Raw genomic sequence first — 12,531 nt, forward strand, 5'->3', positions numbered from 1 at the left:
GGATGATGGGGGCAAGGCCGATGGCGCCGGTGGCGCTGCTGATGCTGGCCGCCTGCATTCCGCAGACTGGCGGCGGCTATCGCGATCCGGGCTATGATCCGCCGCCCGCGCAGCGCCAGGACCGTCGCCCGCGATCCCAGCCGGAGCAGGACGGATGGGAGCGCCCCGCGCTCGGCAATGAGCAGGACGTCCGCCGCCTCCCCGCGCCGCCGCCCGCCTGGCAGGCGCGCAAGGTACAGGCGGATTCGCGGGTCGTGGCGGGCAGCAGCTACACTGTCCAGCCCGGCGACTCGCTGCGTTCGATCTCGGTGAAGACCGGCGCCGGATCGGAAGCGATCGCCCGCGCCAACAACATCCCCTCGCCCTTCGTGATCCGCGTCGGCCAGAAGCTGACGATCCCGGGCGGCCGCTATCACCTGGTCCGCGATGGTGAGACGGGCATCGCCATCGCCATCGCCTATGGGGTCGACTGGTCGCGAATCATCGCGGTCAACGATCTGGAAGAGCCGTACATCCTGCGCACCGGCCAGCGGCTGCTGATCCCGGACACCGCTTCGCCCTCCGGCCGGCCCGAGACGATCGAGCAGCGCGCCGCACGCTTCCATCTCGATCTGGACGTCGACGACATCGTCACCGGCGGCCAGCCCGCCATCGCCGAGAAGGCCAGGCCGGCCCAGCCCACCGCTTCCTCCGCGCGCGTGCTGGCGCCCACCACCCCGGTGGCGGCGCCGGCGCGGCTCGCGGGCGGCTTCCAATGGCCGCTCCGGGGCAATGTGGTCCGGCACTTCGGCCCGGGCGCGAGCGGGGAGCGCAATGACGGCATCAAGATCGCCGTGCCGCTCGATACGCCCGTGCTCGCCGCGGCGGACGGCGTGGTAGCCTATGTGGGCTCGGACATTCCGGCACTGGGCGGCCTGGTCATCCTTCGCCATGGCGATGGCTGGACGACCGTCTATGGTCATGCCGGCCAGCTGCTCGTGCAGCGCGGCCAGGCAGTGAAGAAGGGCCAGATGATCGCGCTATCCGGCAATTCGGGCTTTGCGGACCGCCCCGAGCTCCATTTCGAGATCCGTCAGGGCCGCAGTCCTGTCGATCCGCTGCCGAGGCTGCCCGCGCGCTGATGGCGCTCAGGCCGTCCTCCATGCTGAAGCGCAAGTCGGGCCTGCCCGTCTGGGCCTCGATCGGATGGCGGGTGCTGGCGGTGCTGGCCCTGCTCGCGCTGGCGGTGGGCGTCCATTGGATCGAGCGCGACGGGCTGAAGGATTCGGCCGACGGGCATGTCAGCTTCCTCGACATCCTCTATTTCACCTCGATCTCGATAACCACGACCGGCTATGGCGACATCGTGCCGGTGAGCAATTCGGCGCGGATGTTCGACGCGTTCGTCGTCACGCCGATCCGCATCTTCGTGGTGCTGCTCTTCCTCGGCACCGCCTATAATTTCGTGCTCAAGCGCACCTGGGAAAAATGGCGTATGGCAGTGATCCAGCGGACCCTTTCGGGGCACATCATCGTGGCGGGATACGGCACCACCGGCTCGGAGACCGTCGACGAGTTGATCGCGCGCGGCCGCCAGCCGGGCAGCATCGTGGTGATCGACCAGAACGAGGCCAATATCGCCCGTGCCGAGGAGCGCGGCTGCATCGTCCTGCAGGCGGACGCGACGCGCGACCAGGTGCTCAAGGACGTGCACCTCGCAAGCGCCCAATCGATGATCGTCTGCGCCGGACGCGACGATACCTCGATCCTGATCACCCTCACTGCGCGGCACCTGGCACCCAGCGTCCCGATCAGCGTGATCGTGCGCAACGAAGACAATGAGCTCCCGGCCCGGGCAGCGGGCGCGACGACGGTGGTGAACCCGGTGAGCTTCGCCGGGCTGCTGCTGGCCAGCTCGTGCCAGGGCCGCCACCTCGCCGACTATCTGACCGACCTCGCCTCGATCCACGGCACGGTCGAGCTCGCCGAGCGCGAGGTGCGGCCGGAGGAAATCGGCAAGCCGCTGTCGGCGATCGCGACCGGCCTGGGCGTGCGCATCTATCGCGGCGGAACAGCGCTCGGCCACAAGACGCCCGAAGCGCAGGCGCTGCAGGCCGGGGACACGATCCTGGAAATCGTGACGGGATAGGAAAGGGAGCCTCAGGCTCGCCGCCGTCACCCCGGCCATTCTCTAGCTCATTCCAGCCATTCTCCACCGTCATCCCCGCGCAGGCGGGGATCCAGGACCACGGGCGGATTGCGCGCGATCAAGTCCTGGGCTCCCCGGAGAGCGGCTCACCCGGTGGCATCGCTGTCCCGCGACTACCCTGGATCCCCGCCTGCGCGGGGATGACGAGAGAGGGATATGAGTCCTCAACCAAAGCCACATGCCCGCCCCCTGGCAGCCACAACTTGCAATGTAGGATTTCGCCTGCTGGGCTCACACAGCCGTGGTCGTGCCTCGGCGGCTCTTTGACCCTGTTGGAAAGATAGGATCGCGCTCGCGCAAGGATGTTACGAGATGGCTGGCATTGCCGGGAAGATAGGGAAAACAAGCCAGCGTCGAAATCGGCCCAGGGTACGACCTTCGGGACCTTTGTCGCGCGGATCCGGCGCAAGATGTAGGGAATCCGGGCCATCTTGCGACGGGCCTCATGCCGAAGCCCTAAAGGCTCTCCCGCGCCTCGTCGCACTCCTCGCAGCCTTCCTCGGCGCCGTGCAGGAACAGCAGCGGATCGGCACGGACCTTCTCGGCCGCGATCCGCACCAGATCCTCGGCGTCCATCAGCCGGGCCTCGGCATGGCCGACCCTGCCCTCGCGCAGCAGGCCCTCCGCGCTCAGCCAGGCATTCGCCAGCTCGAACTTCTCGCAGCAGCTGTCATTCTCGCCGTAATGCACCTCCGCACCACTGGCATCGATATAGTGGAAGTCGCTGCGATAGGGCGCGCCGCCGACCAGCTCGGCCAGGTGCAGCATGGTGTTGGCGTGATGGCCGACGCCGAGCAGCAGCACCTGTCCGCCGGCCTGGCGGATCCGGTCGATCGCGCTGTCCGGCGCGGCGGGCGGCAGCACGAACGGGCCGCCGGTGATCCATTCGGCCCTGGGGCCACGTGCCGAGACCGCGTCGAAATGCCCGCTGCGCAGCACCCCGGGCATGCGCCAGAACAGGTCGGCGACGATGCCCAGATCGTCGCGATTGGGCGTGGCCGCCGGATCGAAGGGCGCATCGTCGTCGCCGGTCGCCGAGGGCATGGCGAGCGTGCCCTCCGGCCCCAGCACCGCGGTGAGCGCTTCGATCAGCCCCTCGGGACCGCCCGCGATCGGCCGGACGGTGCGATAGCTCATATGGACGAGCAGCACGCCGCCTTCGCGCACGCCCAGCGCACGCAGCTGCGTGCGCAGCTTCTCTTGGGAAATAGTCTCCATCTTGACCCTGATGCCATCCCGGCCAAGGTCGCGCCATGCCCGAAATGCTTTTCGCCCGCCTTCTCCCGATTCTGCTGCTGATCGGCTCGAACGTCTTCATGACCTTCGCCTGGTACGGGCATCTGAAGTTCAAGCAGGCGCCGCTGCTGCTCGTCATCCTGGCGAGCTGGAGCATCGCGTTCGTGGAATATTGCCTGGCGGTGCCGGCCAATCGCTGGGGCAGCGCGGTCTATTCGGCGGCGCAGCTCAAGGCGATGCAGGAAGTGATCACCCTCACCGTGTTCGTCGGCTTCTCGATCCTCTATCTCGGCCAGAGGATCACGGTGAATCACCTGATCGGCTTCGCGCTGATCGCGGCGGGCGCCTGGTTCATCTTCCGCGCGCCCGGCTGACCCGGCAGCACCGGCCGAATCGCCCCCGGAAAGCATCGGCCTAGCTTTTTCGGCGAAAATCCCTATGTCGCCCGCCAATCATGGCAACCAAACTTCCCGAGGCGCCCCGCGTGGGCATGGTGTCGCTCGGCTGTCCCAAGAACCTGGTCGACAGCGAGCGGATCCTCACCAAGCTGCGCAGCGACGGCTATGCGATGTCGCCCGACTATGCCGGCGCCGACGTCGTGCTCGTCAACACCTGCGGCTTTCTGGACAGCGCCAAGGAGGAATCGCTCGAGGCGATCGGCGAGGCGATCGCCGAGAATGGCCGGGTGATCGTCACCGGCTGCATGGGCAAGGAAGCCGAGACGATCCGCGCCCGCTTCCCCAATGTGCTCGCCGTCACCGGCGCGCATCAATATGAGGAAGTGGTGGGCGCGGTGCACGAGGCGGCGCCGATGCCGCCCTCGCCCTTCGTCAACCTGGTGCCGGACGCGGGCCTGAAGCTCACGCCGCGCCACTACAGCTATCTGAAGATCTCCGAGGGCTGCAACCATCGCTGCGCCTTCTGCATCATCCCCGCGCTGCGCGGCGACCTGGTGAGCCGGCGCCCCGACGCGATCCTGCGCGAGGCGGAGAAGCTGGTGGAGGCCGGGACGAAGGAGCTGCTGGTCATCAGCCAGGACACGTCCGCCTATGGGGTCGACATCCGCAAGGAGCCGCGGATGTGGAAGGGACAGGAAGTGATCCCCCACATGACCGATCTCGCCCGCGAGCTCGGCAGGATCGCTCCCTGGGTGCGGCTGCACTATGTCTATCCCTATCCCCATGTCGACCAGGTCATCCCGCTGATGGCCGAGGGGCTGATCCTCCCCTATCTCGACATCCCGTTCCAGCATGCCAGCCCGTCGGTGCTCCGTTCGATGAAGCGCCCGGCCAATGAGGCCAAGGTGCTCGAGCGGCTACGCAACTGGCGCGCGATCGCGCCGGACCTGACGATCCGCTCGACCTTCGTCGTCGGCTTTCCCGGCGAGACCGAGGCGGATTTCCAATATCTGCTCGACTGGCTCGACGAGGCCCAGCTCGACCGGGTCGGCGCGTTCCGCTTCGAGCCGGTCGAAGGCGCCGCCGCCAACGACCTGCCCGGCGCCGTGCCCGAGGAGGTCAAGGAAGAGCGCTATGCCCGGATCATGGAGAAGACCGCGGCGATCAGCGCGGCCAAGCTCCAGGCCAGGATCGGCCGCACGCTCGAGGTGATCATCGACGAGGTCGGCGAGGAAGGCGGCGCCACCGGCCGCAGCCAGGCCGATGCGCCGGAGATCGACGGCGAAGTGTTCCTGCGCGACGCGGGGCATCTCCACCAGGGCGATATCGTGCGGGTCGAGATCGAGGACGCGGACGAGCACGACCTCTATGGCGTGCCGCTGGCCTGACGCGAGCAAGGCGGTGCCGCCGGGGCACCGCCCGCCCCCTAGAGCTCAGCGCGCCTTGGCGTTCAGCCCCATCGCCGCCTCGACGACGGTCGCGACGGCAAGGCCGCCGAAGAACGCGGTCAGGCCGGTGGTGATCAACCCCTGATCGCGCAGCATCGGCTCGAACAGGTTGACGGCGATCACGCCGCCCGCCGCGCCGAGAATGCCGTCGACCAGCCGCCACCAGGGCTCGGGATCCGGATGTGGCGGCCGCGGCCAGCGCCACCAGCCCGGCCATTTGGTGCCGCACCACCCCATCATCGCTGCAAATGCAAATAACATGGCAATTCCCCTCTCAATCGAGGTGAGTAAAATGCTTTGTATGTGCTGCAACCCCGCCGCGATCATAACAGATATCTACTTCGATTAGAACATAGTCTATTTTGCAGTACGGGGAGACGATCTCCAATATTACTAACAGGCAATTACACCGTTTCGGCGTATCCTGTGAAGAGACTTCGCCGATTCCATGCCGGGTGCGCATGCCGCGCGCGCCAAACGGAAAGATGACGGAAACGGCAGGCTGGCCTAAGCTTGCGCGACCACGTTCCGGAGGCCCCATGTTCCGACCCGTCCTCGCCGCCGCCCTTCTCATCGCCACGCCCGCCGCCGCCCAGCAGCTCTCCGCCGACGAGACCGCCAGGGTCGACACCATCGTCGCCGATGCGCTCAAATCGTCGGGCGTGCCCTCGGCCTCGGTCGCGATCGTGCGCGACGGCAAGATCGTCTTCGCCAAGGCCTATGGCGATCAAGGACCGGGCATGAAGGCGACCAGCCCGGCGGCGAAATACCAGATCGCCTCGATCTCCAAGCAGTTCACCGCAGCGGCGATCCTGCTGCTCGAGGACGAGGGCAGGCTCGGCCTCGACGACAAGGTGTCGAAATGGGTGCCGGACATCACCGGCGCCGACCGGATCAGCATCCGCCAGCTGCTCAGCCACACCGCCGGCATCCAGGACTATTGGCCGCAGGACTATGACTTCGCCGCGATGGAGAAGCCGGTGACGCCGCGGCAGATCCTCGATCGCTGGGCGAAGAAGCCGCTCGATTTCGAACCGGGCACCGCCTGGCAATATTCGAACACCGGCTATGTCGTCGCCGGCATGATCATCGAGAAGGCGTCGGGCATGAAGTTGCTCGACTATCTCCAGAAGAAGATCTTCAAGCCGCTCGGCATCGACGCGATGGATCAGGACTATGCGGTGGGCAAGGGTTTCCCCCAGGGCAACCACCGCTTCGCGCTCGGCCCCGTCCGCGCGGCCCGGCCGGCGGCGCATGGCTGGCTATGGGCGGCGGGCGAGCTGGCCATGTCGGCCAGCGACCTCGCCAAATGGGACATCGCCCGGATCGACCGCAGGATCCTGAGCCCCGAGGATTGGGCGACGCAGGAAACCGCGATCACGCTCACCAACGGCACCGATACCCATTATGGCCTCGGCGTCTCGGTAGGCAGCCGCGCGGGGGACAAGACCGTCGCGCATGGCGGCGAGGCGGTGGGCTTCCTCTCCGACAATTTCGTGATGCCCGGCAAGCGCTTCGCGGTGGTCGCCTTGGTCAATGCCGACTTCGGCGGCGCGCAGGACGCGATCACCGGCGGGATCACCGATCTCCTCTATCCCGTCCCCCGGCCCGCTCCCGTCCTCTCGGAGGACCTCTATCGCGACCAGCTCGCGCGCAAGCTGTTCGACCAGCTCCGCGCCGGCACGCTCGACCGATCGCAGCTCACCGAGGACGCCAGCTATTATTTCACCGCCCAGGCGACCGGGGACTATCACGCCAGCCTCGCCCCGCTCGGCGATCCGGCGAGCTTCACCGCGCGCGGCAAGCCGCGGCTGCGCGGCGGCTTCGTCAACCGCAACTACGACATCGTCTATGCCGATGGCCGCAAGCTGATCGCCATCACCTATGCCGAGCCGGGCAAGGAAGGGAAGTTCGAGCAGTTCCTGGTCCAGCCGAGGGACTGATGCGCCTTCCCGCCCTGGTTGCCGCCCTATTGTTCACCGCCAGCCCGCCCGACGCTGCAACGGTGCGGCCGGTCGACCCGCTGGGCGTGCAGGACGACGACTTCGCCCGGCACCGCGACCCCGCGGAATGGCGAGGGCTGAACGTCTCGGCCGTGGAATTCCGCGAAGAGCGCGCCCGCTGGCGCCTGTGGCGCATCGCCAATGCGGAGCACCCCAGGGGGCCGCTCTTCTTCGTCCCGCACGACAATGAGAATGCCGGGTTCGAGGCCGGGCTGGTGGCCGTGCGGAAATATGGCGGCGTGCTGATCGCGATCGACTCCGGCATCTCGCCCGGCGACGACGGCAAGCGGCTCAACAACGCGGTGGACTATGGCAGGCCGATCGACCCCAATCGCAATTTCGACACCGCACTCCCCGGCTATGCGCGCAACGTCCTGGCCGACCTTGCGCATGGCGCCTGGCCGATCATCGCGCTCCACACCAATGCCAAGGGCTTCGAAACGGCGGGCTCCCGCTGCAACAAGGGGGATCCGGAGGGCAGCGGGATCATCTCGATCCGCTATTGCGACGACACGCTGATCCCCAGCCCCTCGGTGTCGAAGGCCTGGCCGTTCGACGATGACGACACCGTCGCCTTCGCCACCTACCTTGCCAGGGATCCGCCCGGCGCCGCCTTTTGCCGCGACGCAATGGTCGGCGCGGATTTCAACGTCGTGCAGGAGCGCGTGGTGACCAGCGACGGCTCGCTCTCCAACTATGCCGTGCTGCACGGGCTCGCCTATCTCAATTTCGAGACGCTCGACCGGGGGCTGGATCCGGCCGAGCTCGCCCTGGCGCGCGACCGGCTGAGCTTCATGATCGACCGCGCGATCGCCCTGTGCGCGCCGGGGGTGAAGGCGCTGCGCTGAACCCCGGCGGCGATCAGCCCGGCTCCTGCCCGGGCTCTTCGTCCTGCATCCTTCTGATCTTGTCGAGGGCCGCGGCTCCGCTGGGCTTGCTGTTCATGGCAAGGTGAAGCTGGCAGCGGGGGCAGGTCACGCCGCTCCCGTCCAGGAGTTGGGTGATCTTGACCTCGATATAATGGCCGCACTGGGGGCAATTGAGTCCAGGATTGCGGGATGCGTTCACGAATGCCTCTCCTTCTTGCGCGAAGAAGCGTAGCGGCCGCCCGGAGGCCCGCAAGGCCATGCGTCTTCATCGACCGGGGAAAGGCGCTCCCGGACGATCCAGCCCGCCCGACGATCGCGAGTCACGGCAGCGCATAGGCGATCACCTCGTCGCCGATCGGCGTCTCCATGAAATGATGGCCGCCGGCATAGAGGACGAGATACTGCCTGCCGTTCGCCTCATAGGTGATCGGCGTCGCCTGGCCGCCCGCGGGCAGCACGGCCTTCCACAGCGTCCTGCCGGTCTTCAGGTCGATCGCGCGGATCAGATTGTCCGTCGCCGCCGCCACGAAGATCAGCCCGCCCGCCGTCACCACCGCGCCGCCATTGTTCGGCGTGCCGATGCTGATCGGCAGCATCGAGGGGATGCCGAACGGCCCGTTGGTGCGCGCCTCCCCAAAGGGGCGATCCCAGATCGTCTTGCCGCTGGCCATGTCGATCGCGCGGATCCCGCCATAGGGCGGCTGCTTGCAGAGCAGCCCCGTGAACGGCATCCGCCAGCCGGCATTGACGTTGATCGCATAAGGCGTGTTCGCCTGCGGATCGCCCGCACCCTCGGCACCGCCGATCCTGCCCCGCGCCTGGTCACGCGGCGCCCAGCCCAGCTTGTCGGCCTCGGCGCGCGGAACGAGGCGGACATAGTTGGGCATGTCGTTGTAATTGGCGACGATCACCCCACGCTGCGGGTCGACCGCGATGCCGCCCCAATCGGTGCCGCCATTATAGCCGGGATATTGGATGGAGTGCCGATCGGCCTCGGGCGGCGTGAAGAAGCCCTTGTAGCTCGCCCGGCGGAAGTTGATGCGGCACAGCATCTGGTCGATCGGCGACATGCCCCACATGTCGCGCTCGGTCAGGTCGGGCTTGCGCAGCGTATGCCAGAGCGAGACGCGCTGGGTGGCCGCGCGCTGCTCCGGCTCGACGCCGCCGCCCGGCACCTTCATCTCGCCCACCGGCGTGAGCGGCTGGCCGGTGCGGCGATCGAGGATGTAGATGTCGCCCTGCTTCGAAGGCAGGATCAGCGCGGGCGCGCCCTTATAGTCGACCAGGGTCGCCTGGGCACCGAAATCATAGTCCCACACATCGCCGCGCACTGCCTGGAAGCGCCATTTGGGCTTGCCGGTGGTCACGTCGAGCGCCACCAGCGACGTGGCGTAGAAATTCTCCTCCGGCCGGCGCAGCGACGAGTAATAGTCGGCCGCGGCATTGCCCATCGGGAGATAGACCAGCCCCAGCTGCTCGTCGCCGCTCGCCATCGTCCACATGTTCGGCGTGCCGCGCGCCCATTCCTGCCCGGCGGGCGGAGCGCCGTTCCAGTCCGGATGCATCATGTCCCAGGCCCAGCGCAACTGGCCGGTGACGACGTCGAAGCCCTGGATCACCCCCGACGGCGCCCAGCGATCCTGCCCGTCCAGCACCTGATGGCCGGTGACGAGCACGCCGCGAACCAGCGTCGGCGGCGAGTTGATCGAGACGAAGCCTGCCGGGACCTTGCCCATGCCCTGCTTGGCGTCGACCTGGCCGCCCGTGCCGAAATCGGCGCAGGGCCTGCCGTTCCTCGCATCGACGGCGATCAGCCGCGCGTCGAGCGTGCCCTCGATCACCCGCGTTGCGCAGGCCTGGTTCGCCGGCGCATTGGGAACCGCATAATAGACCACGCCGCGGCACGCCGCCGTATAGGGGATCGCGTCGTCCGGCACCTTGGGATCGTAGCGCCACTTCTCCATGCCGGTGGCAGCGTCGAGCGCGAGCAGGATGTTCTTGGGCGTGCAGATGTACAGGCTGTCGCCCACCTTGAGCGGCGTGTTCTCCGCGCCATAGGTCTTCCGGATCATCGCCGAGGACGGCAGGTCGCCGGTGTGGGTGAGCCAGACCTGCTTGAGCTTCGCGACGTTCGCCGGAGTGATCTGGACGAGCGGCGAATAGCGCCGGGCGCTGGTAGTGCCGCCATAAACGGGCCAGTCGGCCCCGGTCTGCTGTCCCGAGGGATCCAGCATCCCCGCGGTGCCCGGCGCGGGCAGGCCGGCGCGCACCGGATCGGGCTGGCCGGCCGCGGCGGCCCAGAAGTTGATCACGGTGAGCAGCAGCGCCACCGCGACGCCGCCCAGCGCCAGCCGCCACTTGCCCGGCGCCGGCGTCAGCGTCGGCAGCACCAGGATCACTGCGACGGCGAGTACGACCGGCGCGATCACGCGCGGCACCTGCGCCCAGGGATTGGACCCGACTTCCCACCAGGCCCAGAGGATGCTGGCGACGACGATGGCGAGATAGAGCCAGCCCCCGCCCATCCGCCCGCGGATCAGCAGCCAGCCGGACCAGAGCATCAGCGCGCCGGTGAGGAGATAGTAGAGCGAGCCGCCCAGCATCACGAGCCAGGCCCCGCCGATCGCCAGCACCAGCCCGATCAGGCCGATCACCGCGCCGACGATCATCGCGGCGATGCTGCGCCGCCGGGGCGTTTCCTCCACCGGCTCGAGATAGGGGATGCGCTCCCCTTCATAGCGCGTGTCGGTCATCGCTTGCTCCCTGTTGCCCGCGGACGGACTGGAAACCGGGGGCGCAACGATTGGGTTCCCTCGCGCACCAAAATTCATGTTCGATGCGGTCGCCCCGCCGAAAGCCGAAGTGGCGGCCCCCGGGGAAACGCAAAACCCCCCTAGCCCTCGCCGCCGCCATTACCTAGATCAACGCTCATGCCTGATCCCAACACGCTCGTTCAGCCCGACAAGGGCCAGCCCGCCCGCACCATCCACGTGATCGACGCCAAGGGGTTCGACGCGTGGCTCGCCGCCCAGCCGCCGCGCCACCGCACCGCGGCCGCCGCGCAGAAGCTGGCGCCCAGCGCCCATGCCAGCGCGATCCTGCCCGGCGACGGCGCCGAGGACTGGTCGGTGGTGAGCGTCGTCGCCAATGCCGAGCGCCTGTCGGCCTGGTGCCTGGCCAAGCTCGCCGAGACGCTTCCGGAGGGGACCTACCGCGTCGAGGGCGTCGAGCCCGGCAAGGCGATCCATGGCTGGCTGGCCGCCCAGTACAAGTTCGACGCCTATAAGAAGGACGAGAAAGCGCCGGTGGGCCCGCGCGTGCTGCTCACTTCCGAGCCCGCGCGGATCGAGGAGGCGGTGCGCATGGCCAATGCCACCTACAAGCTGCGCGACCGGATCAACACCGGTGCCAACGACATGGGCCCGGCCGATCTCGAGGCCGCCGCCGCCGAGCTGGTCAAGGCCCATGGCGGCCAGCTGACGGTGGTGAAGGGTGATGAGGTCGCGAAGGGCTATGGCCTGCTCTGGGCCGTCGGCAAGGCCGCCGGCAAGGGCCGCGAGCCGCGCCTGATCGAGATCGAATGGGGCAATCCCGAGCATCCGAAGATCGCGATCATCGGCAAGGGCGTGTGCTTCGATTCGGGCGGCCTCGACATCAAGCCGGCCGCCGGCATGCGCCTGATGAAGAAGGACATGGGCGGCGCGGCGCACGCGCTGGCCACCGCCGAGCTGATCATGGCGTCGCGCCTGCCGGTGCGGCTGCACATGCTGGTCCCCGCCGTCGAGAACTCGATCAACGGCGAGGCGACGCGCCCCGGCGACATCATGCGCTCGCGCAAGGGCATCACGGTCGAGAACAGCAACACCGACGCCGAGGGTCGCCTGATCCTCGCCGACGCGCTGACCAAGGCCGAGGAGAAGGGCCCCGAGCTGGTGATCGACTATGCGACGCTCACCGGCGCCGCCCGAGTCGCGCTGGGTGCTGACCTGCAGGCGCTGTTCGCCAATGACGACACGCTGGCGAGCGAGCTGCTGGCCGCGGCGGAGACCGAGTCGGATCCGATGTGGCGCCTGCCGCTCTACGATCCGTACAAGGAGATGCTGAAGTCGGACGTGGCCGACATGGTCAACGCCGCCGAGGCGCCGTTCGGCGGCGCGCTGACCGCCGCGCTGTTCCTCAAGGAGTTCGTCCCCGAAAAGGCGCAATGGGCGCATCTCGACATCTTCTGCTGGAACGGGAGCCACAAGCCCGGCCGCCCCAAGGGCGCCGAGGCAGTGAGCCTGCGCGCCGTGTGGAAGGTGCTGAAGGACCGCTACGGGAAATAAGTCTCGGCTTCCCCTCCCTGGAAGGGAGGGGATCGAGGGGTGGGCAAGGGCCTGGCGGTACGGA

General features: G+C 67.9%; 11 protein-coding genes. 7 read left to right on the top strand and 4 right to left on the bottom strand.

Annotated elements, in window-relative coordinates:
• Positions 1–5: 5 nt before the first annotated feature.
• Both ACIQCS_RS14060 and ACIQCS_RS14065 read left to right on the top strand, forming a co-directional pair.
• On the top strand, positions 6–1,121 hold the full coding sequence (locus tag ACIQCS_RS14060) for a peptidoglycan DD-metalloendopeptidase family protein (RefSeq protein ID WP_345851556.1): 1,116 nt from the start codon (positions 6–8) through the stop codon (positions 1,119–1,121).
• 20 nt (positions 1,122–1,141) lie between these two features.
• Positions 1,142–2,128, top strand: coding sequence for a potassium channel family protein (locus ACIQCS_RS14065; protein WP_345851552.1), 987 nt, complete (start codon positions 1,142–1,144; stop codon positions 2,126–2,128).
• A 516-nt stretch (positions 2,129–2,644) separates the two neighbouring features.
• Here ACIQCS_RS14065 and ACIQCS_RS14070 read toward each other — a convergent pair.
• Positions 2,645–3,406 (bottom strand): AAC(3) family N-acetyltransferase, encoded by a 762-nt coding sequence (locus ACIQCS_RS14070; RefSeq protein ID WP_345851551.1) that lies wholly within the window; start codon positions 3,404–3,406, stop codon positions 2,645–2,647.
• A gap of 35 nt (positions 3,407–3,441) precedes the next feature.
• Here ACIQCS_RS14070 and ACIQCS_RS14075 point away from each other — a divergent pair, with 35 nt between their 5' ends.
• Both ACIQCS_RS14075 and rimO read left to right on the top strand, forming a co-directional pair.
• Positions 3,442–3,798, top strand: a complete 357-nt coding sequence (locus ACIQCS_RS14075) for a DMT family protein (RefSeq protein WP_345851549.1) — start codon at positions 3,442–3,444, stop codon at positions 3,796–3,798.
• 80 nt (positions 3,799–3,878) lie between these two features.
• On the top strand, positions 3,879–5,210 hold the full coding sequence (gene rimO / locus ACIQCS_RS14080) for a 30S ribosomal protein S12 methylthiotransferase RimO (RefSeq protein WP_345851548.1): 1,332 nt from the start codon (positions 3,879–3,881) through the stop codon (positions 5,208–5,210).
• A gap of 45 nt (positions 5,211–5,255) precedes the next feature.
• Here rimO and ACIQCS_RS14085 read toward each other — a convergent pair whose 3' ends face one another.
• Positions 5,256–5,531, bottom strand: a complete 276-nt coding sequence (locus ACIQCS_RS14085; protein WP_345851546.1) for a hypothetical protein — start codon at positions 5,529–5,531, stop codon at positions 5,256–5,258.
• Positions 5,532–5,809: 278 nt separating this feature from the next.
• Here ACIQCS_RS14085 and ACIQCS_RS14090 point away from each other — a divergent pair, with 278 nt between their 5' ends.
• Together ACIQCS_RS14090 and ACIQCS_RS14095 are read left to right on the top strand one after the other, a co-directional pair.
• Entirely contained in the window at positions 5,810–7,213 is a 1,404-nt protein-coding gene (locus tag ACIQCS_RS14090) for a serine hydrolase domain-containing protein (RefSeq protein ID WP_345851544.1), read from the top strand.
• A complete protein-coding gene (locus ACIQCS_RS14095; RefSeq protein WP_345851543.1) occupies positions 7,213–8,121 on the top strand; it encodes a hypothetical protein in 909 nt (302 codons plus the stop codon). The genes ACIQCS_RS14090 and ACIQCS_RS14095 overlap by 1 nt, the downstream gene beginning before the upstream one ends.
• Positions 8,122–8,134: 13 nt before the next feature.
• Here the strand turns inward: ACIQCS_RS14095 and ACIQCS_RS14100 are convergent, their stop codons facing one another.
• Positions 8,135–8,341: a hypothetical protein gene (locus tag ACIQCS_RS14100; protein ID WP_345851542.1), complete on the bottom strand. Its 207-nt coding sequence runs from the start codon at positions 8,339–8,341 to the stop codon at positions 8,135–8,137.
• A gap of 121 nt (positions 8,342–8,462) precedes the next feature.
• Entirely contained in the window at positions 8,463–10,811 is a 2,349-nt protein-coding gene (locus ACIQCS_RS14105) for a membrane-bound PQQ-dependent dehydrogenase, glucose/quinate/shikimate family (RefSeq protein WP_401531206.1), read from the bottom strand.
• Positions 10,812–11,072: 261 nt separating this feature from the next.
• Here ACIQCS_RS14105 and ACIQCS_RS14110 point away from each other — a divergent pair, with 261 nt between their 5' ends.
• Entirely contained in the window at positions 11,073–12,467 is a 1,395-nt protein-coding gene (locus ACIQCS_RS14110; protein ID WP_345851541.1) for a leucyl aminopeptidase family protein, read from the top strand.
• Positions 12,468–12,531: the final 64 nt, after the last annotated feature.

Origin of the sequence: Sphingomonas sp. NPDC092440 (assembly GCF_044754985.1) — a bacterium.
Classification (GTDB): Bacteria; Pseudomonadota; Alphaproteobacteria; order Sphingomonadales; family Sphingomonadaceae; genus Sphingomonas.

What these genes read in the sequence shown, in the direction of transcription:
- ACIQCS_RS14060 (WP_345851556.1), top strand. Translation starts at nt 6, where the DNA reads ATGGGGGCAAGGCCGATGGCGCCGGTGGCGCTGCTGATGCTGGCCGCC.
- ACIQCS_RS14065 (WP_345851552.1), top strand. Translation starts at nt 1,142, where the DNA reads ATGCTGAAGCGCAAGTCGGGCCTGCCCGTCTGGGCCTCGATCGGATGG.
- ACIQCS_RS14070 (WP_345851551.1), bottom strand. Translation starts at nt 3,406, where the DNA reads ATGGAGACTATTTCCCAAGAGAAGCTGCGCACGCAGCTGCGTGCGCTG.
- ACIQCS_RS14075 (WP_345851549.1), top strand. Translation starts at nt 3,442, where the DNA reads ATGCCCGAAATGCTTTTCGCCCGCCTTCTCCCGATTCTGCTGCTGATC.
- rimO (WP_345851548.1), top strand. Translation starts at nt 3,879, where the DNA reads ATGGCAACCAAACTTCCCGAGGCGCCCCGCGTGGGCATGGTGTCGCTC.
- ACIQCS_RS14085 (WP_345851546.1), bottom strand. Translation starts at nt 5,531, where the DNA reads ATGTTATTTGCATTTGCAGCGATGATGGGGTGGTGCGGCACCAAATGG.
- ACIQCS_RS14090 (WP_345851544.1), top strand. Translation starts at nt 5,810, where the DNA reads ATGTTCCGACCCGTCCTCGCCGCCGCCCTTCTCATCGCCACGCCCGCC.
- ACIQCS_RS14095 (WP_345851543.1), top strand. Translation starts at nt 7,213, where the DNA reads ATGCGCCTTCCCGCCCTGGTTGCCGCCCTATTGTTCACCGCCAGCCCG.
- ACIQCS_RS14105 (WP_401531206.1), bottom strand. Translation starts at nt 10,811, where the DNA reads ATGATCGTCGGCGCGGTGATCGGCCTGATCGGGCTGGTGCTGGCGATC.
- ACIQCS_RS14110 (WP_345851541.1), top strand. Translation starts at nt 11,073, where the DNA reads ATGCCTGATCCCAACACGCTCGTTCAGCCCGACAAGGGCCAGCCCGCC.